Source organism: Brachybacterium sp. Marseille-Q7125 (assembly GCF_023062615.1).
Classification (GTDB): Bacteria; Actinomycetota; Actinomycetes; order Actinomycetales; family Dermabacteraceae; genus Brachybacterium.
Genome location: NZ_JALLAL010000045.1, coordinates 1 through 24,321, shown reverse-complemented (window position 1 = coordinate 24,321; position 24,321 = coordinate 1). Strand labels below are relative to the sequence as shown.

27 protein-coding genes are annotated in these 24,321 nt (G+C 69.7%); 11 read left to right on the top strand and 16 right to left on the bottom strand.

From position 1 onward, the window contains the following. The first annotated feature begins 172 nt into the window (after positions 1-172). Both MU407_RS11095 and MU407_RS11090 read left to right on the top strand, forming a co-directional pair. A complete protein-coding gene (locus MU407_RS11095; RefSeq protein WP_246957473.1) occupies positions 173-892 on the top strand; it encodes a hypothetical protein in 720 nt (239 codons plus the stop codon). Positions 893-1,003: 111 nt separating this feature from the next. Beyond that, complete coding sequence (locus MU407_RS11090; RefSeq protein WP_246957471.1) at positions 1,004-2,221, top strand: toxic anion resistance protein; 1,218 nt, start codon at positions 1,004-1,006, stop codon at positions 2,219-2,221. Between the two features lie 19 nt (positions 2,222-2,240). On the opposite strand, the gene MU407_RS11085 is transcribed toward MU407_RS11090, so the two are convergent. Continuing rightward, positions 2,241-3,092, bottom strand: coding sequence for a fumarylacetoacetate hydrolase family protein (locus MU407_RS11085; RefSeq protein ID WP_246957469.1), 852 nt, complete (start codon positions 3,090-3,092; stop codon positions 2,241-2,243). Between the two features lie 127 nt (positions 3,093-3,219). Between MU407_RS11085 and MU407_RS11080 the strand changes: the two genes are divergently transcribed. Beyond that, positions 3,220-3,987, top strand: coding sequence for an SDR family oxidoreductase (locus MU407_RS11080; RefSeq protein ID WP_158239503.1), 768 nt, complete (start codon positions 3,220-3,222; stop codon positions 3,985-3,987). 84 nt (positions 3,988-4,071) lie between these two features. Here MU407_RS11080 and MU407_RS11075 read toward each other — a convergent pair whose 3' ends face one another. The 8 genes from MU407_RS11075 to MU407_RS11040 all read right to left on the bottom strand — a co-directional run bounded on the left by MU407_RS11075 (position 4,072) and on the right by MU407_RS11040 (position 12,573). Continuing rightward, entirely contained in the window at positions 4,072-5,073 is a 1,002-nt protein-coding gene (locus tag MU407_RS11075; protein WP_246957467.1) for a Gfo/Idh/MocA family oxidoreductase, read from the bottom strand. After that, positions 5,067-6,056, bottom strand: coding sequence for a Gfo/Idh/MocA family oxidoreductase (locus MU407_RS11070; protein WP_246957464.1), 990 nt, complete (start codon positions 6,054-6,056; stop codon positions 5,067-5,069). Before MU407_RS11070 ends, MU407_RS11075 begins: the two co-directional genes overlap by 7 nt. A 154-nt stretch (positions 6,057-6,210) precedes the next feature. Continuing rightward, positions 6,211-7,425 (bottom strand): nucleoside permease, encoded by a 1,215-nt coding sequence (locus MU407_RS11065; RefSeq protein ID WP_246957461.1) that lies wholly within the window; start codon positions 7,423-7,425, stop codon positions 6,211-6,213. Between the two features lie 96 nt (positions 7,426-7,521). Continuing rightward, the gene (locus MU407_RS11060) at positions 7,522-8,592 is read right to left on the bottom strand and encodes a LacI family DNA-binding transcriptional regulator (protein WP_246957459.1); all 1,071 of its coding nucleotides are present in this window, start codon (positions 8,590-8,592) and stop codon (positions 7,522-7,524) included. After that, a complete protein-coding gene (locus MU407_RS11055) occupies positions 8,589-9,314 on the bottom strand; it encodes a DUF624 domain-containing protein (protein WP_246957457.1) in 726 nt (241 codons plus the stop codon). Before MU407_RS11055 ends, MU407_RS11060 begins: the two co-directional genes overlap by 4 nt. 10 nt (positions 9,315-9,324) lie before the next feature. Then, positions 9,325-10,239 carry a carbohydrate ABC transporter permease gene (locus tag MU407_RS11050; RefSeq protein ID WP_102237176.1) on the bottom strand — a complete coding sequence of 305 codons (915 nt, stop codon included), beginning with the start codon at positions 10,237-10,239 and terminating at the stop codon, positions 9,325-9,327. 13 nt (positions 10,240-10,252) lie between these two features. Further along, positions 10,253-11,236, bottom strand: a complete 984-nt coding sequence (locus tag MU407_RS11045) for a sugar ABC transporter permease (RefSeq protein WP_102237175.1) — start codon at positions 11,234-11,236, stop codon at positions 10,253-10,255. Further along, entirely contained in the window at positions 11,233-12,573 is a 1,341-nt protein-coding gene (locus MU407_RS11040) for a sugar ABC transporter substrate-binding protein (RefSeq protein ID WP_246957455.1), read from the bottom strand. The genes MU407_RS11045 and MU407_RS11040 overlap by 4 nt, the downstream gene beginning before the upstream one ends. 210 nt (positions 12,574-12,783) lie before the next feature. Here MU407_RS11040 and MU407_RS11035 point away from each other — a divergent pair, with 210 nt between their 5' ends. The 3 genes from MU407_RS11035 to MU407_RS11025 all read left to right on the top strand — a co-directional run bounded on the left by MU407_RS11035 (position 12,784) and on the right by MU407_RS11025 (position 15,830). Continuing rightward, positions 12,784-14,304, top strand: coding sequence for an alpha-N-arabinofuranosidase (locus MU407_RS11035; protein ID WP_246957447.1), 1,521 nt, complete (start codon positions 12,784-12,786; stop codon positions 14,302-14,304). Positions 14,305-14,364: 60 nt separating this feature from the next. Next, a complete protein-coding gene (locus MU407_RS11030) occupies positions 14,365-15,555 on the top strand; it encodes a sialidase family protein (RefSeq protein WP_246957440.1) in 1,191 nt (396 codons plus the stop codon). 101 nt (positions 15,556-15,656) lie between these two features. Continuing rightward, on the top strand, positions 15,657-15,830 hold the full coding sequence (locus tag MU407_RS11025; RefSeq protein ID WP_246957437.1) for a hypothetical protein: 174 nt from the start codon (positions 15,657-15,659) through the stop codon (positions 15,828-15,830). A gap of 3 nt (positions 15,831-15,833) precedes the next feature. On the opposite strand, the gene MU407_RS11020 is transcribed toward MU407_RS11025, so the two are convergent. Further along, entirely contained in the window at positions 15,834-16,019 is a 186-nt protein-coding gene (locus MU407_RS11020; RefSeq protein WP_246957436.1) for a hypothetical protein, read from the bottom strand. 256 nt (positions 16,020-16,275) lie between these two features. Between MU407_RS11020 and MU407_RS11015 the strand changes: the two genes are divergently transcribed. Next, positions 16,276-16,896, top strand: coding sequence for a hypothetical protein (locus MU407_RS11015; RefSeq protein WP_246957433.1), 621 nt, complete (start codon positions 16,276-16,278; stop codon positions 16,894-16,896). Positions 16,897-16,921: 25 nt separating this feature from the next. On the opposite strand, the gene MU407_RS11010 is transcribed toward MU407_RS11015, so the two are convergent. From MU407_RS11010 to MU407_RS10990, 5 genes are all read right to left on the bottom strand, one after another. Next, positions 16,922-17,323, bottom strand: a complete 402-nt coding sequence (locus MU407_RS11010) for a PIN domain-containing protein (protein ID WP_246957430.1) — start codon at positions 17,321-17,323, stop codon at positions 16,922-16,924. Between the two features lie 3 nt (positions 17,324-17,326). Next, complete coding sequence (locus MU407_RS11005; protein ID WP_102237168.1) at positions 17,327-17,605, bottom strand: type II toxin-antitoxin system prevent-host-death family antitoxin; 279 nt, start codon at positions 17,603-17,605, stop codon at positions 17,327-17,329. Positions 17,606-17,646: 41 nt separating this feature from the next. Beyond that, a complete protein-coding gene (locus tag MU407_RS11000) occupies positions 17,647-18,141 on the bottom strand; it encodes a flavodoxin domain-containing protein (RefSeq protein WP_102237167.1) in 495 nt (164 codons plus the stop codon). Between the two features lie 130 nt (positions 18,142-18,271). Continuing rightward, positions 18,272-18,913: a response regulator transcription factor gene (locus MU407_RS10995; protein ID WP_246957428.1), complete on the bottom strand. Its 642-nt coding sequence runs from the start codon at positions 18,911-18,913 to the stop codon at positions 18,272-18,274. Continuing rightward, positions 18,910-20,277 carry a histidine kinase gene (locus tag MU407_RS10990; RefSeq protein WP_246957425.1) on the bottom strand — a complete coding sequence of 456 codons (1,368 nt, stop codon included), beginning with the start codon at positions 20,275-20,277 and terminating at the stop codon, positions 18,910-18,912. The genes MU407_RS10995 and MU407_RS10990 overlap by 4 nt, the downstream gene beginning before the upstream one ends. Before the next feature lie 130 nt (positions 20,278-20,407). On the opposite strand from MU407_RS10990, the gene MU407_RS10985 reads away from it, so the two are divergent. Both MU407_RS10985 and MU407_RS10980 read left to right on the top strand, forming a co-directional pair. Next, positions 20,408-21,484, top strand: coding sequence for an ABC transporter permease (locus tag MU407_RS10985; protein ID WP_246957423.1), 1,077 nt, complete (start codon positions 20,408-20,410; stop codon positions 21,482-21,484). A 23-nt stretch (positions 21,485-21,507) separates the two neighbouring features. Then, positions 21,508-22,269, top strand: coding sequence for an ABC transporter ATP-binding protein (locus MU407_RS10980; RefSeq protein ID WP_246957420.1), 762 nt, complete (start codon positions 21,508-21,510; stop codon positions 22,267-22,269). 33 nt (positions 22,270-22,302) lie between these two features. Here MU407_RS10980 and MU407_RS10975 read toward each other — a convergent pair whose 3' ends face one another. After that, entirely contained in the window at positions 22,303-22,584 is a 282-nt protein-coding gene (locus MU407_RS10975) for a hypothetical protein (RefSeq protein ID WP_102237162.1), read from the bottom strand. Between the two features lie 285 nt (positions 22,585-22,869). Between MU407_RS10975 and MU407_RS10970 the strand changes: the two genes are divergently transcribed. Together MU407_RS10970 and MU407_RS10965 are read left to right on the top strand one after the other, a co-directional pair. Further along, complete coding sequence (locus MU407_RS10970) at positions 22,870-23,262, top strand: MerR family transcriptional regulator (RefSeq protein ID WP_102237161.1); 393 nt, start codon at positions 22,870-22,872, stop codon at positions 23,260-23,262. Positions 23,263-23,422: 160 nt separating this feature from the next. Beyond that, positions 23,423-24,091, top strand: coding sequence for a DUF6318 family protein (locus tag MU407_RS10965; protein ID WP_246957417.1), 669 nt, complete (start codon positions 23,423-23,425; stop codon positions 24,089-24,091). Positions 24,092-24,321 lie beyond the last annotated feature (230 nt).

Below are 24,321 nucleotides of genomic sequence, written 5' to 3'. Positions count from 1 at the left end.
GGACTCGGCGGCTCACGCCCCGTCGGCCCCCCCCCCGCGCCCGGCCCCCCCCGCCGCGTCGGGCTCCCGTGACCTGCCGTGGAAGGCGACGGCGGAGCGCCGCACGATGTGGGGGCCGCGCCCTGCGCAGGGGCCGCTCGAGGGGAAGGTCCATCCGCCGCACTCAAAAGCCGTGTCGGTGCCGCGCCGCCGCGGGAAGTGGCTCACCCGCGGCGTGCCCACCGTGCTGGGCGGCGTGAGTGGGTTCAGCGTGTTCACGGTCTTCGGGATCGCCGCGCTGATCGGCGGTGCCGGGCTGCTGTGGCCGCTCGCGGCGGGCCTCGGGGTGGGCGCCGTGGTCGGCGGTGGCTCCGCGTTCCTGCTGCGGAACCGCAAACCAGCCAAGCCCCGTCTGACCTTGACCGATGCCGATATGGCGCCCTCCACCCGCGCCCTGCTGGAAGAGGTCGTGGATGCGACCACACAGCAGCGCCGCCGCATCGTCGAGCTGCGCCGCCGCTCCCCCGGCTCTGCCGTGAAGTCCGTGCTGCAGCATGCCGATTCGCTGCTGGCCAGGATCGATGCCCTGCTGGGCCACGAGGTGCTGCAGGGACGTCGGCCCTCCGATGGGGACGTGATGATGCTCGAGGGCATGTCCTCGCGGTACATCCCCGAGCTGCTGGATGCCACCGAGGACACCATCCGCTTCCTCGCCTCGTTCCAGGGCGACGCCCGGCGCGAGGCGCTCGCGAACCTGAAGAGCATCGATGAGCAGCTCGCCGTGCTCGCCGAAGGGGTGGAGCGGATCGAAGGGGACGTGGTCTCCGGGGTGACCCGCTCCCTCGAGGTGCACCACGAGTTCCTCACCACGCGGCTCGCCGATCGGCGCCTGGACCCCACCTTCGACGTCTGACACCTTCGCACCGCCCCGTCGGCCCTGACCTGCGGGAGTGACCGCCCACCCTGACCCGCCTGCCCGACCAGACCTGACCCCATCGCTTCGACCCCGCCCCAGGAGGACCCCATGGACAAGCTGCAGCCGCCCGCCCCCGCGACCGAGCTGACCCCTGCCGAGCCGACCGAGCAGGTCACCGAGGAGCAGGCCGTCTCCGCCCTGCCGGATCTGCCGCCAGAGCAGCAGCGCGAGCTCGAGCAGCGGGCCGATGCGTGGGTGGAGCAGGTCGCCGCGATGAACCCCGCCTCCCAGGAGTACACCGCGCAGGTCAACGCGCTCGGCGCGGTGGCGCGACGCACCTTCGAGCGCACCAGCCAGAGCTCCTCGCGGTTCATGCAGCAGACCCTCAAGCAGTCCAAGGACAAGGGCAACGCCCAGGAGTCGGTCGCGAAGTCCCTCGCGGAGCTGCGCACCACCATGGAGGACCTCGCCCCCAAGGAGGAGACCTTCGCGGACAAGGCGCTGGGCTGGCTGCCCGGCCGCAATGCCGCAAAGCGGTACTTCCGCAACTTCGAGACCAACCAGGATCAGCTCGACCAGGTGCTCGGCGCCCTCTCGCGCGGCCAGGAGATGCTGCAGAAGGACAATGCGGAGCTCGCCGTGGAGCGGCGCGGCCTGTGGGAGGACCTCGAGGCGCTGCAGAAGGCCTCCCACCTGCTGGGTCTGCTGGATGACCGGGCGGTGCGGCGCGCCGAGCAGCTGCGCGGCGAGGGCAAGGGCATGGAGGCCGATGCGCTCGAGCGGGACGTGCTGTTCGCTGTGCGGCAGCGCCGCCAGGACGTGGCCACGCAGATCGCCGTGACCGTGCAGGCCTACATGTCCATGGGCGTCATCGAGGACAACAACACCCAGCTGCAGCAGGGCGTGGAGCGGGCCCGCACCACCACCGTCACGGCGCTGCGCACCGCGGTGATCACCGCCCAGGCGCTGGAGAACCAGAAGATCGTGCTGGACCAGATCGATGCGGTCAACCGCACCACCGACTCGCTGATCGACCGCACCTCGAAGATGCTCGCCGACAACTCGGTGAAGACCCAGCAGCAGGCCGCGACCTCCGGGGTCTCCGCCGAGACGCTGCAGGCTGCGTTCGACAATCTGTTCAGCACGATGGACGGGATCGACACGTTCCGCGCCCAGGCCAACCAGAACTTCCTGACCACCGTGACGAACCTGCAGCAGCAGGTGGACCGGGCCCAGCCGTACCTCGAGCGGATGAACAAGGAGCGCGCCGAGGTCACCGAGATCGAGTCCGCCGCGAGCCTGCTGGAGATCGACGAGGGGCGGTGAGAGGCGGGGGTCACCCCTCTCAGGCGTGGGGCACGAACTCCTGGCGCTGCTTGCCGAGGCCGTCGATCCCCAGCTCCACCACGTCTCCGGCCGCGAGGTAGGGAAAGCGGCCGGAGAGGGCCACGCCCTGCGGGGTGCCGGTGTTGATGAGATCCCCGGGCTCCAGCACCATGTACTGGCTGAGGTGGTGGACCAGCTGCGCCACGGTGAACACCATGTCCGAGGTCGAGGAGTCCTGTCGCCCCTCCCCGTTGACCCGTGACCAGAGGCGCAGGTTCTGCGGATCCACGTGGTCGGCGGGCACCAGCGCGGGTCCGACGGGGTTGAATCCCTTACCGCACTTGCCCTTGGACCACTGCCCGCCGGAGTCCTCCAGCTGCCAGTTCCGCTCCGAGATGTCGTGGCTCGTGACGTACCCGGCGATGACGTCCAGCGCCTCCTGTTCATCGGAGAGGTAGGACGCCTGCGCGCCGATCACGACACCCAGCTCCACCTCCCAGTCCACGGTGGTCGCCCCCGGCGGGATCTCGACGGGATCGTGCGGACCCACGACGGTGTTCGGGTGCTTGAAGAAGATGATCGGGGTGGAGGGCGGCTCCGCCCCGGACTCCGCGGCATGCGCGGCATAGTTCTGGCCGATGCAGATCACGGCCTGCGGCCGCGCGATCGGGGCGCCGACCCGCTCACCATCTGCGCCGTCCCAAACAGGAAGCTCCCCGGCAGCGAGGGCGCTGGCCGCGCGGGCGAGCCCGTCGGAGGCCAGGAACGCGCCATCCACATCAGCGGTCAGGCCGTCGAGACGGTAGGTCACCCCCTCGTGCACGAGAGCGGGTTTCTCCTGGCCGACGGGGCCTAGACGTCGCAGTTCCACGGGATCCTCCTGGAGACGCTCGGTGGGGCGGCCGGCCGCTGCGTTCTGCACCAGCCGCGATACATCCGACCTTAGCGGGTGGCTGGCCGTAGGATCGAGGTGTCCGAGCTCTGATCTGGAGGTTCCCGTGTCCCCTTCCACCGCTCCCGCCCTCGAGTACGACGGCATCCGCGCGCTGGTCACCGGCGGCGCATCCGGCATCGGCGCCGCGACCGTCCGCGAGCTCATGGCCCGCGGCGCGCGCGTGGCCGTGCTCGATCTCCACCCCGACGGCGCTCCCGCCGGGGCGCTGCCCTTGACCTGCGACGTCTCTGACTCTGCGAGCGTGGACCAGGCTGTGGCCGAGGCAGCCGAGCAGCTCGGCGGGCTGGACGTCGTCATCAACAACGCCGGGATCGGCGCGCAGGGGGACGTGACCGCGAACGACGATGAGGAGTGGGCGCGGGTCTTCTCCATCAACGCCACCTCGGTGGCGCGCGTGGTCCGCGCCGCCCTGCCGCACCTGCGCGTCTCCGAGCATGCGGCCGTGGTCAACACCGCCTCGATCGCCTCCGAAGTCGGGCTGCCCGAACGGGTGCTGTATTCCGCCTCCAAGGGCGCGGTCCGCGCGATGACCCTGGCCATGGCTGCGGACTGGGCGAAGGACGGCATCCGGGTCAATGCCGTGGTGCCGGGCACGGCGGACACCCCGTGGATCGGTCGGCTGCTGGAGAAGGCCGAGGATCCCGCGGCCGAGCGGGCTGCGCTCAACGCCCGCCAGCCGCACGGCCGGCTCGTCTCCGCCGAGGAAGTGGCCGAGGCGCACTGCTACCTGGCCTCCCCGCGCAACCGATCGACCTCGGGCGTGCTGCTCGCGATCGACGGCGGGATGATCGGGGTGCGGACGCGGGGGTGAGCGCCGGTGGGCCGGTTGGCTCGGGGCTGGGGCCGAGGCTGTCCAGCCCCGGACAGAGCCCGTCCAGCCCGACTCAGCCCCCGCTCACCCCTGCCCGACCCGCACCGGCTGGCCGGTCCGCACGGATTCCTGCGCCGCGGCGACGATCCGCACGGTCCGCAGGCCCACCTCGCCCGTCGGCTCCACGGCCTCACCGGCGCGCACGGCGTCGAGGAAGGCGTCGATGAGCACGGCGTCGGTGTTCTCGCCGTAGGCGTGCCACTGGCCGGGTCCGCCCACGTGCTGGGCGAAGGCGTCGATCTGGAGCTGCCCGCCGGTGCCCACGGCCTGCAGCCGCAGCCCGCCCCAGGTGGGGGCGTCCTCAGGCTGGGACCAGGAGCAGTCGATGGTGGCGACCATGCCGGAGGCGTAGGTCAGGGTGACCAGGCCCCCGGTCTCGGCGCCTTCGCCAGCGCGGTCGGCCCACAGGATCCGGTTGGCGACGGCGTGGACCGTCTCGGGCGGCCCGAACATGCTGTCGAGGATCTCGGCGATGTGCACGGTGTGGTCCACGAGCGCCCCGCCGCCGGCGAGCTCCACATCGGTGAACCAGTCCCGGCCGTCGGGCAGCTTGCCGTTGTTGGTGCCGGTCAGGCCGATCACCTCGCCGAGCGTTCCCTCGGCCACGGCCTGTTTGAGCGCGGTGACGGCGGAGGCGAAGTGCACGGGGAAGGCGGTCATGAGCACCACGCCGGCCCCGGCGCACGCGGCGACCATCTCCTCGGCGTCCGCGACCGACGTCGCCAGCGGCTTCTCGCACAGGACGTGGGCGCCGCGGCGGGCGGCCTCGAGCACGAGGTCCTTGTGGTCGGCGTTCGCGGCGGTGACCACGATGGCGTCGGGCCCGCTATCCCACGCCTGCCAGGCCTCCTCGTAGCTGCCCACCACGCGGCTGGCCTGCACGTCCCCGAACCCGTCGGGGTCGGCGACGACGAGCTGGACATCCTCGCGGCCATCGAGCAGCGCGGCGTAGGAGCCAGCGTGGGTATGGGCGCAGCTCATGAGCGCCACCTTCAGCGGCGCGGCGGTATCGGTCGAGGTCAGCATGCGATGCTCCGTCCGGTGCGCAGGGACTCGAGGGCGGCGCGGGAGACCTCCACGGCGGTGACGCCGTCGGCCGCCTCCACGCGGGTGGGTGTGCGGTGCTGGATCGCGGAGATGAAGTCGACGATCTCCGCCGCATAGGGGTCGCGCATCGTCGAGACGTCCGGCAGGAACCCGTCACCCGAGCGCTGGCGCGCAGAGGCCACGGCGTCGAACATGACCCCGGGATCGCCGTCACTGTCGTACTGCAGGCGCCCGGCATCCCCGGCGATGTCGAAGGTGTAGCGGAAGGCGGTGCCCTCCGCGCCCCACAGCCCGCGGCAGTGGCTGATCGCGCCGGAGGCGTGGGTGAGGACCACGTGCGCGGTGCGGATTCGGGAGTCTGACGGGGCGATCTGCTGCTGGGCGTAGACGCTCACGGCGGGCCCGGCGATCCACAGGGCCTGGTCGATGTCGTGGATCATCTGGTCCATGACGATGCCGCCGGAGAGCTCCTCATCGGCGTACCAGTCACGGTCTGGCAGGGTGCCGGTACGCTCGAAGCGCAGCACGGCGACGGTCCCGATGCGCCCGGCGTCCACGGCCTGCTTCGCGGCGTGATACTGCGGGAAGTACCGCACCACATGCGCGGGATACAGGGCGCGGCCGACGCGCTTGGCGTGCTCGGCCATCTCGCGGGCCTCCTCGCCGGTGAGGGCGAAGGGCTTCTCGCAGATCACGTCCTTATCGGCGTCCAGGGCGGCGTGGACGATCTCTGGGTGCGAGGGCGTGGGCGTGGTGACGTCCACGATGTCCACGGCCTCAAGCAGCGATGCGAGCGAGTCGTGGACCGTGGCCCCGGTGCGCTCGGCGTACTGCTCAGCGCCCTCGAGACTGTGACAGTGCAGCTCGACGCCGAGCTCGCGCCACCCGGCGAGGTGGGCGGAGGAGATCCCGCCGGTGCCGACGACGCCGACGCGCAGTGGGGGAACTGGGGTGGTGGTCATGCGCTGGTGTCCTTCCTGACCCGACCCCGCGGGACCGCGCTGGAGCGGTTCGCGGGATCCGGCACCGACAGGTTCAGTCGGAACGCTACCAGCGCAGACGCATTATGCAACCGGCTTGGGGAAATGGGTTGAGGGTCGTCGAACGTTGAACGGTTCAGCCACGCACGTCGGCGGTCTGCTCCTCCCGGAACAGGCCGACGAAAAAGATGGTGACCAAGACAGCGAACGCTGCCGGGATGAGCCAGATCGACCTCCAGTCATGGGTGCCGTCGCTCTGCAGGAACATGTCCACCAGCGGCCCGGAGACCAGCGCACCGATCAGCAGGCCCGCCCCGTACGTGGCCAGCGAGATCAGACCCTGCGCAGCAGAGCGCACCTTCGCGGGAGCGAAGCGATCGGTGTAGATCTGGCCCGCGACGAAGAAGAAGTCGTAGCAGACGCCATGGAGGACCAGGCCGATGATCACCATCCACATCATCGCGCCGGAATCCCCGAACCCGAACAGCACGTAGCGCAGCGCCCAGGCCAGCATCCCCACCACGATCGTCCTCTTGATCCCCAGCTTCCTGAGCATCAGAGGCATGGCCAGGAGGAAGAGCGCCTCCGACATCTGCCCGATCGACTGCACGGCCGCGGCGCGCTCCACACCGATCTCGTTGAGGTAGAGGTTGGTGAAGTTGTAGTAGAACGCCAGGGGGATGCAGATCAGGATCGAGGAGATGAAGAAGACGAGGTAAGAGCGGGTCTTCAGGAGCGCGAGCGCATCCAGGCCGAGGATGTCCCGGACCGTGGCGGGGCCATCTGTCGCCTCTGGCGGGGTGTGGGGGAGCGTGAAGGCGTAGAAGCCGAGCAGAGCGGACCCGATCGCAGCCATCACGAAGGTGTGGGAGAGCGTCTCGGCGGCCTCCCAGCCCAGCCAGCCGATCAGCAGCCCGGCGATGATCCAGCCGATGGTCCCGAAGATCCGGACGCTCGGGAACTGTCGTTCCGGGTTCTCCATGCGTCGGAACGAGATGGAGTTGGCCAGCGCGAGGGTGGGCATGAACGACACCATGGCCAGCAGCGCGAAGATGAAGAAAGACCCGAACCCTTCCTGGCGACCCGCCAGAAACAGCATGGCCGCGCTGAACAGGTGCAGCACGCCGAGGATCCGCTGCGCCGGGAAGAAACGATCCGCAATCAGCCCCACGATGAACGGCGCGATGATCGCCCCGAGCGACTGGGTCAGGAACGCGAGGGAGATCTGACTCCCTGAGGCGCCGAGCTCCACGGCGAGATAAGTGCCCAGCGTGACGAACCATGCTCCCCAGACGAAGAACTCGAGGAACATCATGAGTGACAGGCGCACGCGCGTGATGGTGTCCAGCATGACCCCGCATGCTAGTACGTGGCGCAGATCACGTCATCGTCCGTGGCTCTGCCAGTCGTGACCTCGGGGTGATCTCGACCAAGCCGGCCCTCGCCCCTACCCCACACTCCCGCGCTCCACCAGCCGATGCGGGGTGGTCACCACACGCGGCTCGCCCCGATACCCGCCGATGCGCTCGAGCAGCAGGTCCAGCACGGTCGCAGCCAGGCGTGGCCGGTCGGGGTCGATCGTGGTCAGCGGCGGAGTGGTCAACACGGCTTCGTGGATGTTGTCGTGGCCGATGACGGCGATGTCCTCGGGGATCCGCGCCCCCATGGCGTGCAGTCCGGCGATCGCGCCGCGGGCGATGTCGTCGTTACCGCACACGATGCCGTCCACCTGCGGGTGCTTCGCGCACAGTCGCCTCACCGCCTCCAGGCCGCCCTCTGGGGTCCAGCCGGGCACCTCCTGCACGATGGGCTCGAAGCCTCCGTGCTCGGCGAGCGCCCGCCGGTATCCCATCACGCGCAGCATCGAGGTGGAGTGGGCCTGCCGGGCTTCAGCGACCTTGAGCGCCCCGAGGTAGGCGATGCGGGTGCGGCCGGCCTGCAGCAGGTGAACGGTCGCGTCGTGGGCGGCCTGCTCGTTGTCGGTGCGCACATAGTCCGAGCCCTGCGGCAGGCGGGTCTCCTCCAGGTGCTCTCCGATGAACACGGTGGGTTGGATGGTGTGGCCCAGCTGCGCAAGGACGTCTTCGCCGATCAGCAGGGGGTTGAACACGACGCCGTCACCCAGCACACGCGTGAAGCCGGACAGCACACTGTGCTCCTCGTCCCGTCCGGCGGCGGTGCTGTGGAGCATGATGCTGCGGCGGCGGCGCTGTGCCTCGTCGGCGAACTCCTGGGCCAGTTCGGAGAAGTAGCTGCCGGCCAGGGAGGGAATCGCGAGGGTGATCAGCCCGCTGGTGCCGGTGCGCATCTGCTGGGCGCTCACCTGGGGGCGGTAGTTGAGGTCCCGGATAGCCTGCTGGACCTTTTCGCGGGTGGCGGGGCCGACGTTGGGCCGGTCGTTGACGACGTTGGAGACGGTCTTGATCGACACCCCGAGCAGCTGGGCGATGTCCCGCATGGTCGCGGGGCGCGGCAGCTCCGTCGGCTCCTCCGATCCGGCGGTGTGCGCTTCGCTCACGCCGCGGCCACCGTCTGCCGAGCGTCGACGATGCGACGCTCCCAGGCGCGGGCCAGCAGCACCGCGGTCACCGTCACGCCGATCCCTCCGCTCATGAGCAGGCCCACGGGCATGATGATCCCACTGATCACCGCCGCCGCGGCGATCGTGATCATCCAGGACAGTGTGGCCCCGGGCAGCAGTAGCGGGCCGGTGAGCGCGGCGGTGCGCGCGGCGGGAAAGGGCAGCTGCGGGTGCACGGCGCGCAGGGCGAGGGCGTGGGCGCTGCATACCGCCCCCAGCAGGGCGAGCAGCGCGGCGACGATCAGCCCAGCAGGCACGAACCAGGTGGGCAGCAGCCCGGCGATGCCGAGCAGCACGTTCAGCGCCGCCGCGGCACCGATCAGCAGGAAGGGCCCGGCCACGCGGTTGGCCGGACCCAGCTCGGCCCGCCAGGCGACCAGCAGCCCGCTCCACCCCGAGTCTGCGACTCCCCCGTCGGCACCCCTCACGGCGCCCTCTCCGGCAGCCTCAGCGGCCCTTTCACCCCGCTCGCGCAGGATGCGGATCAGCACCACGGTGGCCGGCGCCGCCCCGAGCAGCACACCGCCCAGCAGGGTGAGGGCCAGCCACGCCAGGTGCAGCAGCACCAGGCGCGGCACCCACGCCAGCACCGTCATCACGGTGCCGGCGGTTCCTCCGCCGAGGGTCTCCGCCGGTGTGGCGGCGTGCTGCTGGGTCATCGCCCGGTCCTCATCCCTTGTTGCCGGTCAGGGCGATCGATTCGATGATCTGGCGCTGGAAGATGAGGAACACCGCCAGCACCGGGATGAGGGAGACGATCGAGGCGGCCATGATCAGCGGGAAGTCGGTCTGCACCGCGTAGGTGGCGTTGAAGTTCGCGATCACCAGCTGCAGGGTGTGCACGTTCTCGCTGTTGAGGTAGATGATCGGCCCCAGGTAGTCGTTCCACGTGCCCATGAACCACAGGATCACCTGCGCGGCGATCGCGGGCCTGATCAGCGGCAGCACGATTCGTCCGAAGATCTGCGGGTGCGAGGCACCGTCGATCACGGCCGCTTCGATGAGCGAGTCGGGGATGCTCATGAGGTACTGGCGCAGGAAGAACACCATCATGAGGTTTCCGAACAGGCCCGGCACGATCAGCGGCAGCAGGGTGTCCACCCAGCCGATCCTGCTGAACAGCATGAAGGTGGGGATCATGAGCGCGGGGAAGGGGATCATGATGCCGGCCAGCAGCCCCAGGAAGATCGCGTTCTTGCCGGGGATCTTCATCTTGGAGAACCCGTAGGCGGCGAAGCTCGAGGTGATGGTGCCGATGGTGATGACCGTCAGCGACACGATCGAGGAGTTGATGATGCCGGTAAGGATGGGGCCGGCCTCCCAGATCCGCAGGTAGTTCTCCCACACGATCGGGTCGGGGATCCACTGCGGCGGCAGGACGAAGACGTTCTCCCGGGTCTTCAGAGACGTGGAGAGCATCCAGGCCAGCGGCAGCAGCATCGTGAAGGCACCCAGGCACAGCAGGATGAACACGATGACATCGGCCGGGCTCTGGAAGCGGCGCTCGCTGCGGCGCCGACGCGGGGCGGCCTCGGCGCCGACGGCGGCGGGCGGGGTGGAGCTCAGTGCACTGGTGGTCGCCATGGGTCGGTCCTCCTCATTCCACCGTGAAGACGTTGCGCGAGTTCAGGTAGAACTGGAAGGCCGTGACCACGAAGATCATGAGGCCCAGCACGAGGCTCATGGCGGTCGCGTATCCCAGCTTCAGGTTCTGGAAGCCCTGCTGCCAGATGTACCAGACGATGGTGGCGGAACCGAACTCGGGGCCGCCCGTCGGGGTCATGATGTTGATCTCCGCGAACATCTGGGCGCCGCCGATGATCCCGGTGACCACCAGGAAGAACGTGACGGGGCTGAGCATCGGCACGGTGACGTGCAGGAAGCGTCGCCAGGCCCCGGCGCCATCCAGCATCGCGGCCTCCAGGAGGTTGCGCGGCACGGACTGCAGGGCCGCGAGGTACAGCAGGGTGGAGAAGCCGATGCCCTTCCACACGCCCATGATGATCAGCGCGGGCTTGACCCAGGCCTTCTCCGCCAGCCAGTTCGGTCCCTCGATGCCGACCATCGCGAGTACCTGGTTGATGAGGCCGAAGTCGCCGTTCAGCGCCCACTGCCACAGGATCGAGATCGCGGCGACGGAGGAGACGCCCGGCAGGTAGTAGATGACGCGGAACGCCGCGCGGCCGGGGATCCGGCGGTTCAGCGCGAGGGCCAGCGCGAGGGAGATCGAGAGGCCGATGGGGATGCCGAGCATGAGGAACACCGTGTTGCCCAGCGACTGCCAGAACTGCGGGTCGCTGGACATAGTGCGGAAGTTCGTCAGGCCCGAGAACAGCGGCGCGGACAGCCCGTTCCAGTGGGTGAACGCCGCGTAGAAGGAGAACAGCAGCGGGGCCAGGGCGAACAGGGCGAAGCCCACCACCGGCGGGGTGATGAACAGGCCACCCCAGATACGTTCGCGGCGGTGCAGTCGCCCTTTTTCGTGCTGCGGCCGCAGGGGGACGCCGCTCCCGGCGGCGCGCCCGGCGGCACCGGAGGCCGCGGCAGAGCCGACGGCGAGCTGGTCACGGGGGCTCGTCATGAGTTCGCCTCCTGGTCGATGCGGAACTGTTCGTTCCCGGCGTCGAGGAAGCCCTGCATGGACTGCTGCGTCTCGGCCAGGTATTCCACGACATCGCGGCGGCCCTCGAGGACGGGCTGGAGGTTGGTGTGGAAGGCGTGGAGCCACTCCGGGGTGTAGGTGAGCATGTCCTGCACGAACCGGCCGTAGTCCTCGACGATGTCGATGTACTCCTGTTTGTTCTGCGGCTCGGTGGAGGTGTCCTTCACCCATTCGCGGGCGTGGGTCTGCGTGTTGGGGATGGTCTGGCCTTCGCCGACGATGATTTCCTGCGCCTCGGGGTCGCAGGCGAGGAACATGGCGAGTTCAGCGGCCATGTCCTTTTTGGTGCTGTTCGCGGACACGCCGATGCCGAGGGAGCCGATGAAGGTGGCCGGCTTACCGGTGGCGCCGACGGGGTAGGGGCACAGGTCGAAGTCGAAGTCGAGGGTGCGGTAGAGGGTCAGGTCCCAGGGGGCGACGGGGAAGAAGCCGATCTGTCCGCGCAGCCAGCGCTGGTAGCCGTCCAGGCCCTCGGTGTCGTTGATCGAAGGGGTGACTTCGTGGACTTCCCGCAGGTCGACGATGAACTGCAGGGCTTCGGCGAACTCGGGGGTGTCCACGGTGACCTGCGTGAGGTCCTCGTTCAGCCAGTCGGCGCCGTTGGACCACAGGAACGCGTGGATCTCCGCGCCGACGTTGATGGACGCACCCCAGGTGTCCACCTTTCCATCGCCGTCGCGGTCCCCGGTCAGCTGCTGACAGCGTGAGAGGTACTCATCCCAGGTCAGCGGGACATCGGGGTCGGGGTGCTCGACGCCCATCTCGTCGAAGAGGCTCTTGTTGAAGCCGAAGGAGAAGGGGCCCAGATCCTTGGGCATCCCGTAGATGGGGCCGGAGCCGCGCTGATCGCCGTCGAACGTGTACAGGTCCAAGCCCGCCTGCCAGATGTCATCCACGGGCAGGTCGGTGGATTCGACGTACGGGGTGATGTCGGCGAGGACGCCGTTGACCATGTAGGCGGTGGCGCGGCCAGCGTCGAAGTAGAACACGTCCGGGGTGCGGCCGCCGAGGATGGCGGTCTGCAGCTTGGTGGCGTATTGGTCCGCCGAGGTGGAGATGATGTTGACCGTGGTGTCATAGCGCTCTTCGAAGAGCTTGACGGCCCGCGAGAACACGTCTCGCTCCTCCGTGGAGCCGCGGAACATGAAGGTGATCGTGTCAGGGTCCGCGGACTGCATGTTGCCGCAGCCCGTCGCGCCAAGGGCGGTGAGGGCCGAGGCGCCAAGGGCGCCGCTGAGGAATCGTCGTCGTCTCATCCCGGGTGATCCATCTCGTCGTCGAGAGTGCTCCTGGTGGCCGGTGGCTCCCGGCCGGGCTCCCGGAGCTCATCGACGAACTCCGGCACCCCACTGCTGTGTGAGGCGTGACACAGAGTACATCGTTGAACTAAGGTCGACAACACCTGTCGCCCAGACACCTCGCGCGGTGCCGTTGCCGTCACCGCCTCCCGAGCCAGGAGTGAGTCGATGAGCAGCCTCGCCCGCATCGCCCTGCACCCTCAGTTCGTCATCGCACCCGTGCGCCGTCGGCTGTTCGGGGCGTTCGTGGAGCACATGGGGCGCTGCGTCTACACCGGCATCGTCGAGCCCGGCCATCCGCGAGCCGATGCTCAGGGGCTGCGGGAGGACGTGCTGGAACTGGTGCGGGAGCTCGGGGTGAGTATGGTGCGCTACCCGGGCGGGAACTTCGTCTCCGGCTACCGCTGGGAGGACGGGGTGGGGCCCGTCGAGCAGCGGCCCGTGCGGCGGGATCTGGCCTGGCATTCCACGGAGCCGAACACGTTTGGGGTCGATGAGTTCATGGCCTGGTGCGCTGCCGCGCAGGTGGAGCCGATGATGGCGGTGAACCTCGGCACCCGCGGCGTGCAGGCGGCGGCAGATCTGCTCGAGTACTGCAATGGCGCCCCGGGGACGGAGCTCGCGGATGCGCGGGCGCGCAATGGGCATCCAGAGCCGTACGACGTGCGCCTGTGGTGCCTGGGCAATGAGATGGATGGGCCGTGGCAGCTGGGTCATATGCCGCCGGAGCAGTACGGGATGCTCGCGGGTGCGACGGCTCGCGCGCTGCATCGGGCGGATCCCGGTTTGGAGCTTATCGCCTGCGGGTCCTCGCATTGGACGATGCCCACCTACGGGCGCTGGGAGCAGGTGGTGCTGGAGGCCTGCGGGGATGAGGTCGCGATGATCTCCGCGCACGTCTACTACCAGCAGCGCGACGCGGATGCCGCCTCCTATCTCGCCTCAGCCGATGACCTCGATGGGTACCTACGCGCGGTGGCCGCGGTCTGCGATCACGTCGCAGCCATGCAGGGTTCGCGCGAGCAGGTGCTGATCAGCCTGGATGAGTGGAACGTGGTCCATCCCGGGCCGGACCCCGGCGAGGAGCCGAGCGGTGATGACTGGCCGATCGCCCCGCGCTTCGCCGAGTCCACCTATGACGTGCAGGACGCTGTGGTGCTGGGAAGCCTGCTGATCACGATCCTGCAGCACGCCGACCGGGTGGGCGCCGCGTGCCTGGCGCAGCTCGTGAACGTCCTCGCGCCGATCCGCACCACCCCGGGCGGGCCGGCGTGGCGCCAGAGCATCTTCCACCCCTTCGCGCTGACCTCCCGGCATGCCCACGGCACGGTGCTGCACACCGTCGTGGACTCCCCGATGTTCACCAGCGCCCGGCATGGGGAGAGCACCTGCCTGGACGCGGTCGCCACCTGGGATGACGAGGAAGGCCTGCTGACCGTGTTCGCGGTGAACCGCTCGGCGGAGGAGACTCTCGAGCTTGCCGTGGATGTGAGCGCGTTCGGGCCGCTCACGGTGATCGAGGCGCTGCACCTGCATGAGGAGGACCCCCGCACCGTGAACTCCGCCGAGGACCCCGAGGCGGTCACCCCGCGGCCACTGCCTGGCGTGCACGTCGAGGACGGGCGGATCCTCGCCGAGCTTCCGCCGATCTGCTGGGCGATGCTGCGCCTGCGCGCCGAGCAGCCCTGACAACGGGCACACCTGACCGGCAGTTCCCGACCGAGAAACCCTGCAGAGAGGACCCCGATCATGCGTCGACGCACTGTGACCACGGCCCTGGCCGCGGCGCTCACCACCTCCGCGGCCGCTCCGGCGATCGCGGCGCCACCCCCGTCGGCCCCCTCCCGCCCTGGACGCGGGCCGCGCCGCGGCCAGGACCGTGCGCCGCAGCTGCTGCACGACGGGGTGGGGCTGTACCCGCGGGTGCTGCGCCTTACCCGCCAGGACGATCCGACCGAGCGGCTGCTCGCCTCGATCGTGACCTTCGAGGGCCCCTCCGGGTCCGGGGCGATCTGGGAGTCCACCGACGGTGGCGCCTCATTCACGCAGGTGGGCTCCGTGTTCGACGACGCGACCTCGGGCGGGGAGGGCCTGTGCTGCGCGACGCTGTTCGAGCTGCCGCGCGCCGTGGGTGAGCTGCCGACCGGGACCCTGCTGTGGGCGGCGTCGGTGGGGCAGGATCGGCCCGAGCGGCGCATGTCCATCCGCATCTGGGCGAGCACCGACGTGGGCCGCACCTGGGAGCAGATCGCCATCAGCCACGTCGCCGAGAACGAGGGCGGACTGTGGGAGCCGGAGTTCGCGGTGGCCGATGACGGGACGCTCGTCATGTGGTTCTGCGATGAGACCGACGGGGAGAACCACTCTCAGAAGATCGTGCAGCAGACCTCGACCGATGGGCTCACCTGGACGGATCCGGAGCCGGTGATCGAGCTGGAGGACCCGTCGGCCCGTCCCGGGATGCCGAATGTGCGCCGCCTGCGCACCGGGGCGTGGGCGATGAGCTACGAGGTGTGCGGGCCCAAGGATTTCTGCCGCACCTTCGTGCGCACCACCGATGATCCGCGCCACTGGGGCGATCCGACCGCGCGGGATGCGGTGATCCGGGCGGCCGATGGCACCGAGCCCCGCCACACCCCCACCCTGCTGGTGGACGAGGACGGATCGGTACTGCTCGGCTCGCAGATGCACTACATGGACGACGGGGGGCTCTCCCCGCTGAACGGGCAGGTGGTGCTGCGCACGAACAGCCGCTCCCTGCAGGGGAGGATCCGCTGGGTCACCGAGCCCGCGCCGGTGCCGGTCGAGGATCCGTGGGACAACTACTGCCCGAACTACTCCCCCACGTTCGCGCGGACCGAGACCGGGCACCTGCTGGAAATCACCACCGCGCCCGGCGAGGACGAGCTGTGCCGCGCCTGGTTCGGATCGCTCGGCTGACCGGGCGTCGCGGGTAGGCTCGCGCAGGTGAGGACCCCGAGGACCCGCGCTGGCTCACGCCCGAGGAGCAGCGGACCTGGCGCGCCCTGACCAGCCTGCTGGTGCGCCTGCCCGCCGCGCTCACCGAGGCCGGGATGGCGAAGGTCGTCGAGACCGCGCCGGGCCACGCCGCGGAGGTGCTGGACCTCGCGATCGGCCCCCTCGACCCCGCCCAGCAGGCGGCGCTCCGGGAGATCGCCGAGCGGATCGTCGGCACGATCGAGAAGACCCGGTAGGCCTCAGGGCCGCAGACCGCGCAGCAGGACCTCGAACTGCCACTCCCTCTGACCGGGCAGGAGAGAGTCGATCCCCTGGGGGAGCGGACGGGGCATCGCTGCCATCCCGAGCATCAGCTGCTCGGCGCGGCTGGGGGAGAACGCCGATACCGTCGGGTTCTCCATCGAATCCATCCAGGAGGACGACACCCCCTATCCGGGACTGCAGATCTTCGAGCAGAGCCAGAACGAAGCGCTGCTCGCCGGCGCCCTGGAGAGCGAGGGAGCGCCCCCGCGGTGGCGACACCGGCTCGTCGCGCTCCTGTCCGGGACCGATGCCGAGGACACCGGTGTCAGCGCGCTCGTCGAGGGCCTGCCGGACCACTCCCTCGCCACACGGTTCGGCCGGGCGTCCTTCGCCCTGCTCTTCCCGCTCGGCCCCGGGGCACATGCCCGCATCATCTCCATGGCTCCCGGCCCCGAGGCGGCGAGATCGGTAGCCCTGGAGCACGCCCGCGAGAACCTCGGCATCGATTTCGATCCTCTGGACTGGGTTCTCGGCACTGCTGAAGAGGCAGCTGGATGGACCTGGGACAACATCGGTGTACCGGTGGTGAACGGTATTGCCTCGTTCGGTCAGGCGATGATCGACAATCCTCTGGCCACCGGCCTGCGGGAGCCGCTGCGGGAGGTGATCACGGGCGGGCTCCCGGTGCTCGGCACCTGCGCGGGGCTGATCCTGCTGGCCGAGCGCCTGCGGGGCGGCAGCCCCGGTCAGGAGACCTTCGGCGGGCTGGATGTGACCGTGCGCCGCAACGCCTTCGGTCGGCAGACGGAGTCCTTCGAGACGGACCTCGCGGTGCCCGCGCTCGAGGGTCCGCCGGCCGACGGGCCGCCGGTGCGGGCCGCGTTCATCCGCGCCGCTGATCGAGGAGATCTGGGCGGTCGCGGAGCTGCTCGCCGCGCTGCCGGACGGCCGCGCGGTCGCGGCGCGGCAGAGCCGGGTCATGGGTCTCGCCTTCCACCCGAGTCCACCGGCGAGACACGCTTCCATGAGCTGTTCCTGCGGGTCGTGCGGAAAGGATGAGGAAAACGGAACGGTCGATTCGGCCTCATCCGACGCGATCGACAGGGTCCAGGACTTCCAGCCCGAGATGCGCCGCGACGTCTTTCATCGTCCTGTCATGGGTGGCGACGACGACCGGCTCGCCCAGGAGCAGCGCAGTGGCGAGATGCAGCGCATCGAGGGTCTTCACGTGGCGCTCGATGGACTCGGCCACAGCATGCGTGTCGCGCCCGATCTCGAGCAGTCCCACCCGATCCAGGAGCGGCGTCCCGTCGACGAGGGACCGTCCCTCACGGCGGAGGACGCGCACCACCTCGGTGCGGAGCAGGCGGGAGGACACGAGAGTCCCGGCCCGGTCCATCCAGGACTGGACTTTCGTGCGTTCCGGAACATCGAGGATCGCGCGGAGAGCTACGGAGGAGTCGAGATAGACGAGGTCACTGCTCATGACTCAGTGATCGCCGCGCATCTCGGCGAGGAACGCATCCGCCTCACTCGAGGTGTACACGGGCCCGCCGACCCGCGACGGCCACGGGGACGGCGTCGACCGCGCAGGGGTGAATCTCCCCTGCCGCTCGAGCCTCGCCAGCACGCCTTCGGATTCTCGGGCGCTGCTGACGCGCCACCGCGGCACGCCCCGCTCCGTCACGACCACATCCTCCGTATCGGTGACACGAGCGAGCACCGCGGCGGTCTGCTGGTTGAGCTCGCGCTTGCTGATCGTCGTCATGACCGCATTGTACTACCGGCGTAGGACATCGTCACTGCAGGTCAGCCCCCGAGCAGCCCCACCAGGTGCCGTCCCCACTCCTTGACGGCCTCGAGGTCGCGGAAGTCGCCGACGGGGGTGCGCATGGACTTCAGCAGCAGCCGCTCGTGCAGGGGAATCTTGTCCATGATCACCCAGCCGGGGAAGTTCTTCACGGCCATGGGGTGCAGGGTGAGCTTGGCGAGGAACGCGTCGGTGGGCTTGAAGTTCTCACGGTTGGCCGGGTCTGCGGCGGAGCCGGAGACGGAGAAGAAGGCGAAGGGCCTCGTGCCGAGCGCGTCGATATGCGTGGTAGCCCAGGTCGAGGCGCTCTTTTCGACGGAGAGGGCGCGGATGCCGGAGCCGAGCACCACGGCGTCGTGCGCGGCGGGGTCCGGGTCGGTCTCGACGTCGGCGAGCACGGGGTCCAGCCCGGCCTCGCGCAGCGGTTCGGCGAGCGCTTCAGCGAGGGTGCGGGTGGCGCCGGAGTGAGTGGCGTAGGCGATGAGCACGGTCATGGCCACATCCTGGCACCAGCGCTCCGTGGCAGCCAGGGACCGAAGCCATCCGGGCCCCGGGCACTGCACCGTCCGGGCACCGCACAGCCAGCGTCACCAGCACTGCCAGCACTCCCGACCCGGGCACGCCTCAGCGGATGAGCCGACGCTCCCGGGCCACGCGCAGGGCGGCCGTGCGGTTGTCCACGCCGAGCTTCTCGTACAGGTGCACCAGGTGCGTTTTGACGGTGGATTCGGAGATGAACAGGGCTTTGGCGACCTGCCGGTTCGTCGCGCCGCCGGCGAGGGCTTCGAGGATCTCGCTCTCGCGCGGGGAGAGGGCGGTCGCGGGGCTGGTCATGCGGGCCACGAGCCGCTGCTGCACCTCCGGGGACAGCACGGAGCGTCCGGCGGCGGCCTCCCGCACGGCGTCCACGAGGGCCGCGGTCGGGGAGTCCTTGAGGACGTAGCCGACGGCCCCGGCTTCGAGGGCGCCGACGATGTCCGCCTCGGTGTCGAACGTCGTGACCGCAAGGACCTGCACCCCGGGGTGGCGTTCGCGCACGGTACGGGTGGTCTCGATACCGCCGGCGCCGGCGCCGAGGTTCAGGTCCATGAGCACCAGGTCCGGGAGGGTATCCCCGAGGGTGACCAGGCGGTCCAGTTCGGCGAGCGCCGCCTCCCCGGATCCCACCTCGCAGCCCACCTCGATGTCCGGGTCCGCTTCGAGCAGGGCGCGCAGGCCCGCACGGACCACGGGGTGGTCGTCCACCATCATGATGCGGATGCTCATGGCGCCTCCTCGGGGACTGCGGCGGCTCGGGGCTCAACTGCGGCTCGGGGCTCAACGGCGGCGTGGGGTGCTGCGGGGGCTCGGGGTTCTGCGGGGGCTGTGGTCTCGAGTCCCGCAGCGGGTTCCAGCGGCAGCACGAGTCCGACGGTGGTGCCCTCGCCGGAGGCGGAGTCGATGCTCACGGTACCGTCGGCGCTCGCAAGGCGGCGGCGCAGCAGGCGGAGCCCATCCCCGCCATCGGCGCGCTCGGGCCCGTTCCCGCTGGCGGCGCGGGTGGTCACGGTCGCGGGGTCGAAGCCGATGCCGTCGTCGGCCACATCCAGGCTCACCCGGTCCTCCCACCACGCCAGGGTGAGCACGCACCGCTCCGCCCGGGCGTGGCGCAGCACGTTCGCGACCAGCGACTGGGCGCCGCGATGCAGGGTCTCGATCTGCGCGGGTTCGAGCTCGCGGGCGCTTCCGTCCACGCGCAGCTCGAGGCCCGGCGCCCCGGGCTGGCGTTCGGCGGCGGCGATGACGGTCCGCAGGGACTGCTCGAGCGTGCTCTCTCCGGCGCGGTCGGCGAGGTCGCGAACGATCCGCCGGGCCTCGGCGAGGTTCTCCCGAGCAGTGTTCTCGATACCGTCCAGCTCGGTGGCGGCCCCGGGGTGCACGGCGGCCGCGGCCCGGGATTGCATGACGATGGAGTTCAGGCCCTGGGCGAGGGTGTCGTGGAGGTCCTGGGCCAGGCGCTGGCGTTCCTCGACCACGCCCTTGCGGCGCTCGGAATCGGCGAGGTCCTGCTGGGCTTCGCGCAGCTGGGCGAGCAGGCGGCGGTTGCGGTCGGATTCGCGCAGCAGCCGCCGGTAGACGGCGTGGGCGATGAGGGAGAACACAGCCCCGACCATCGGCCCCATGATCTCCCCGATCCCGAGCGCCCACTGCTCATGGGCGAGCAGCGGCGTGAGGATCGCCCAGATCGCCACGATGGCCAGGGCGATCACCCGTGTCACGCGCGGCAGAGCGAACAGGACCAGGAAGAACAGGGGGAAGGCGACCCACACGAAGGCGGCGGAGACGATCGTCGTGCCCATCCACACCACGGTCACCGCCATGACCCATCCGCCGGCGGGAAGCTGCAGGTCCAGGGTGCCGTCGGCGCGGCGGGAGGGCCGACGCATCGCCCGCTCGGCTCCCAGCGCGTAGACGGTCACCAGCAGGGCGGCGGTGGTGATCGCGAGGGCCTTGGGGGTGTCGGACGTGGTGATGGCGCGCAGCGCACCGACGGTCGGCAGCAGCAGAAACCCCAGGTGCATGGCGATACGCAGCGGCGCGGCCAGCGTGTCGGTGCTGTCGCGGTCCAAACCGTCCTTCAGGGCGCGCATTCCTCCAGCGTAGAGCCGGGGGGTGGAGGGGACATCGTCCGAACGGACCGCTCCGGGCTCCACCGAGCAGCGGCCGATGCCGCCCTGCCGGGCGGATCCGTCGGGCTCGCGTAAAGAGTGGAGTGGAGGCATGTTCGTCGCACTTCGAGACATCCTTCATGCCAAGGGGCGTTTCACCCTCATGATCGGGGTGATCGCCCTGCTCACACTGCTGCTGGTGCTGCTGACCGGGCTCACGCGGGGCCTGGCGCACCAGAACATCTCCGCGATCGAGGAGCTGCCGGCCGATGCCGTCGTCCTCACCCCCACGCTCGGGGACCAGGTCTCCTGGGCTGATTCGCAGGTCTCCACCGATCAAGCTGCCGCCTGGTCTGACGCCGAGGGTATGGAGACCGAGGCGCTGTCGGTCGGGCAGATGCGCATCGACGCCGACGGGGAGGTGACCTCGCTCGCGCTGATGGGGATCGACCCGGACGGGCAGGTCGCCGCCTCCCTGCCGACCGCGCTGGACGAGGGGGAGATCCTGCTGCCCGTCGATACTGCCGAGGCGCTGCAGGTCAGTGACGGGGACACCGTCTCGATCAACGGGCAGGAGGCGACTGTGGCGGGGACCGTGGAGGTCAGCTGGTACTCCCACTCCCCCGTCGGCTACGTGGACGTCGCGACGTTCCGGGCCTTCGCCCACCAGGCCGAGGACACCGAATCCTCCGCTCTGCTGGTGCGGGGCGCTGCCGCGGACGACGAGGCCGTCCAGGCGGTCGCCGTGGATACCGACACGCGGGCGCTGAGCGTCCGGGAGTCCCTGCAGGCACTGCCGTCGTACTCCTCGGAGAACGGCTCGCTCTCCCTCATCCAGGGGTTCCTGTACGGGATCTCGGCGCTGGTCACGATCGCATTCCTGTCCGTGTGGACGATCCAGCGCACCCGCGACATCGCGGTGCTGCGGGCCCTGGGCGCGAGCGCCCGCTACGTCCTGCGCGACACCGTGGGCCAGGCGGCGATCCTGCTACTGGCCGGCGCGGCGGCCGGCGGGCTCGTCGGCTGGGCCGGTGGCGCAGCGCTCGAGGGCGTCGCCCCCTTCGAATCATCCGTCGTGACGGTGGTGCTGCCGGTGGTGGGCGTGCTGCTCATCGGACTGCTGGGCTCCATCGTCGCCACCCGCCGCGTCACCCGCGTGGATCCGCTGCTTGCCCTGGGAGGGAACTGATCACCATGAGCACCGCTGCACCTATGACCACCACGACCACGACGACCGGCACGAACACCCATCGGGCCGATGCCCCGGTGCGCACTGCGCTGCGGATCGACAACGTGACCGTCACCTATCCCGATGGCACCCACGCCGACGGGACCCCGCGCACCACGACAGCGCTCGACCACGCGAGCCTACGGGTGGACCGCGGCGAGTTCGCGGTGATCCTGGGGCCCTCGGGGTCGGGGAAGTCGACGCTGCTGAGCGTCGCCGCGGGCCTTGTGGTCCCGGATTCCGGGGCCGTCATGATCGAGGGCACCGATATTGCGCAGCTCAGCGAGAAGAAGCGCACCCTGGTGCGGCGGGATCGGATCGGCGTGGTGTTCCAGCAGCCGAACCTCCTGCCGGCCCTCACGGTGCGCGAGCAGCTGCTGGTCACAAGCCATATCGCGGGGCTGCGTCGGGCGGAGAAGAAGGCCCGGGCGCAGCGGGCCGATGAACTGCTGGAGCGCGTGGGCATGGAGCAGTACGCCCGGCGGCGTCCGCATGAGCTCTCCGGCGGGCAGCGCCAGCGGGTGAACATCGCCCGGGCGCTGTGCACGGATCCGGCGGTGCTGCTGGTCGATGAGCCCACCAGCGCCCTGGACCATGAGCGCTCCCGCACCGTGGTGGATCTGCTGGTGGGGATCACCCGGGAGCTGTCCGTCGCGACCGTGATGGTCACGCACGATGAGGAGTTCGCAGACGATGCGGACCGTGTGATCACGCTGCGCGACGGCGTCGTCCAGCCCGCCGCCTGAGCGGCGGGTGCCCTCCCGGTCCCGGAGACCGGTTCAGCTCTGTGGACGGGGCCGGGAGGGAGGCTGCGACCCGGCCTGGGGCGCGATCGGGGAAGAGGTCGCCATCCGGCCGGGTCCAGCCTGGGGGGCCAGGCCCGTCGGGGCCGCGGGGGTGGCCTGCGCGGTGGGTGCGACGGAGTCGCCCTGCGCCTTCTTCGCGGCGGAGCGGCGGGTCAGGATCACGCCGCCCACGATCACGGCGGCCACGCCCACCAGGAACATGACCCCCACGAACGCCGCGATGATGACGATCAGCATGCCGCTCAAGGCTGCCATGGGGACCTCCTGCTGGTGAGACCGGGGACGGCGGTGGCCGACGGGGCTGAGTTTACTGCGACCGTGGCCGGTGACGTGAGCGGGTGGGGGCTCTGCCGGGTCGGTTGACGGTGCGCCAGATGGGGCGGGTTTGCCACCGGGGTGTTGAGTGGTGTCCTGGGCCTGGGGTCCTGGGTGAGATGGGTTCCGGGCGGCGCGAAAATCCTGCGGTGACATCGATGTCATGGCGCGACACACCGGTCTGACCTGCGCGGAAGTGATGGTCTCGGGACGTACTGTCGACGCATGACCGTCCTTGACACGCATGTCACCCCCGCGCAGCTCGGCAGCTTCAGCATCGGAGAGCTGTCCCTTCGCACCGGTGTCAGCCAGCGGTCGCTGCGCTACTACGAGGCGCAGGGGCTGCTGGAGCCGATGCGCACGCCGCTTGGGCATCGGCGCTTCGATGCGGCCGATGTGGTGCGGGTGCGGCTGGTCCAGCGGCTGTTCGGTGCGGGGCTCAGCAGTGGGGAGATCGCGCCGCTGCTGCCCGCGCTGCTCGGTGAGGCCGGGGCCGATGGGGGTGCGGTGGAGGAGCTGCGGGCGCATCGGCGGCGCCTGGGCGAAGAGATCGACCGCCTGCGTGACACCGCGGAGATCCTCGACGAGGTCATCGAGGGGTGCGACGCGCCCGAGTGAGGGCGGGGGGCGCGACGGGCGGCCCTGAGCGCGGCACGCTGCCCCTGGCGAGGCTCGCGAACCTGGGAGAGTTATCCACAATTTTGGAGAGCCAGCTGACGCGGTGACCTCGGGTCGCTACCGTGACTGTGTTCCACGACACGAATAGGGAGCTCTCCTCATGGCCCGACGCCTCATCGCCGCCACGGCATCCGCCGTGCTCATCCTCGGCCTCGCCGCCTGTGACGACGGCAAGGGGCCCGTCACCACGCCGCCACCGGACCTCGGCTTTGAGCCCCAGACCAGTGACGGCGGGGGTGACGAGAGCGAGGCGAGCGACGGTGGTGGTGACGACGGGGCCAGAGATGGAGGCGGCGACGGCGACTCCCAGGCCGCACCCGATATCCCAGCACCTGACCGCGCCGACTTCCCGGGGATGGATGAGCACACCGAGGAAGGTGCGGCACAAGCGTTCCGGTACTACATCGCCATGTCGATGTGGGGGCGCAAGACAGGAGATGACACCGTTGTTGCAGCCTTAGAAGAGGACAGCTGCAATGCATGCAAGCAGTTCAATGAAGAAATCAGAACCGCTCGCAAGACTGGGATCTACTGGAGCGACTTCGACATAGAGGAAGTGAACCTCATATCAGAAGAAGGACTGACGACCGAATTCGAGATAGGCTGGGCCTTTACTATTTCTGATCACTCGCGCCCCGATCCCGAGACCGGAGAGAAAGCCTCCTACGGCCCAATCGATTACATCACCGTCGGCGGCATGGAATGGGTCGATGGCGAATGGCACGTTGCCTTACTCACCGCATCCTGGGGGAAGGGCAAGCATGGTTGAGCAGATTAAGCATCTCCTCGTCAAGAGCATCACTTGCTTACTTGCGGCAACTTCTGCATTGGTTTTTGCCAATTATGCCGCACCTCTCGCCAGCGCGGCAGGCGGTGGTGTCATAGCGTCGAAGCAACACCTCCGGTCGGCGGGGGTCTGATCGGTGGAGTGTGCGGATGGCGCGGGTGGGGTTGTCGTTCAGTGACAGGTCGGAGATCTCGACGGCCTCGAAAGCGGGC

What these genes read in the sequence shown, in the direction of transcription:
- MU407_RS11090 (WP_246957471.1), top strand. Translation starts at nt 1,004, where the DNA reads ATGGACAAGCTGCAGCCGCCCGCCCCCGCGACCGAGCTGACCCCTGCC.
- MU407_RS11075 (WP_246957467.1), bottom strand. Translation starts at nt 5,073, where the DNA reads ATGCTGACCTCGACCGATACCGCCGCGCCGCTGAAGGTGGCGCTCATG.
- MU407_RS11070 (WP_246957464.1), bottom strand. Translation starts at nt 6,056, where the DNA reads ATGACCACCACCCCAGTTCCCCCACTGCGCGTCGGCGTCGTCGGCACC.
- MU407_RS11065 (WP_246957461.1), bottom strand. Translation starts at nt 7,425, where the DNA reads ATGCTGGACACCATCACGCGCGTGCGCCTGTCACTCATGATGTTCCTC.
- MU407_RS11055 (WP_246957457.1), bottom strand. Translation starts at nt 9,314, where the DNA reads ATGACCCAGCAGCACGCCGCCACACCGGCGGAGACCCTCGGCGGAGGA.
- MU407_RS11050 (WP_102237176.1), bottom strand. Translation starts at nt 10,239, where the DNA reads ATGGCGACCACCAGTGCACTGAGCTCCACCCCGCCCGCCGCCGTCGGC.
- MU407_RS11045 (WP_102237175.1), bottom strand. Translation starts at nt 11,236, where the DNA reads ATGACGAGCCCCCGTGACCAGCTCGCCGTCGGCTCTGCCGCGGCCTCC.
- MU407_RS11040 (WP_246957455.1), bottom strand. Translation starts at nt 12,573, where the DNA reads ATGAGACGACGACGATTCCTCAGCGGCGCCCTTGGCGCCTCGGCCCTC.
- MU407_RS11035 (WP_246957447.1), top strand. Translation starts at nt 12,784, where the DNA reads ATGAGCAGCCTCGCCCGCATCGCCCTGCACCCTCAGTTCGTCATCGCA.
- MU407_RS11030 (WP_246957440.1), top strand. Translation starts at nt 14,365, where the DNA reads ATGCGTCGACGCACTGTGACCACGGCCCTGGCCGCGGCGCTCACCACC.
- MU407_RS11015 (WP_246957433.1), top strand. Translation starts at nt 16,276, where the DNA reads ATGGCTCCCGGCCCCGAGGCGGCGAGATCGGTAGCCCTGGAGCACGCC.
- MU407_RS11010 (WP_246957430.1), bottom strand. Translation starts at nt 17,323, where the DNA reads ATGAGCAGTGACCTCGTCTATCTCGACTCCTCCGTAGCTCTCCGCGCG.
- MU407_RS11005 (WP_102237168.1), bottom strand. Translation starts at nt 17,605, where the DNA reads ATGACGACGATCAGCAAGCGCGAGCTCAACCAGCAGACCGCCGCGGTG.
- MU407_RS11000 (WP_102237167.1), bottom strand. Translation starts at nt 18,141, where the DNA reads ATGACCGTGCTCATCGCCTACGCCACTCACTCCGGCGCCACCCGCACC.
- MU407_RS10995 (WP_246957428.1), bottom strand. Translation starts at nt 18,913, where the DNA reads ATGAGCATCCGCATCATGATGGTGGACGACCACCCCGTGGTCCGTGCG.
- MU407_RS10990 (WP_246957425.1), bottom strand. Translation starts at nt 20,277, where the DNA reads ATGCGCGCCCTGAAGGACGGTTTGGACCGCGACAGCACCGACACGCTG.
- MU407_RS10985 (WP_246957423.1), top strand. Translation starts at nt 20,408, where the DNA reads ATGTTCGTCGCACTTCGAGACATCCTTCATGCCAAGGGGCGTTTCACC.
- MU407_RS10980 (WP_246957420.1), top strand. Translation starts at nt 21,508, where the DNA reads ATGACCACCACGACCACGACGACCGGCACGAACACCCATCGGGCCGAT.
- MU407_RS10975 (WP_102237162.1), bottom strand. Translation starts at nt 22,584, where the DNA reads ATGGCAGCCTTGAGCGGCATGCTGATCGTCATCATCGCGGCGTTCGTG.
- MU407_RS10970 (WP_102237161.1), top strand. Translation starts at nt 22,870, where the DNA reads ATGACCGTCCTTGACACGCATGTCACCCCCGCGCAGCTCGGCAGCTTC.
- MU407_RS10965 (WP_246957417.1), top strand. Translation starts at nt 23,423, where the DNA reads ATGGCCCGACGCCTCATCGCCGCCACGGCATCCGCCGTGCTCATCCTC.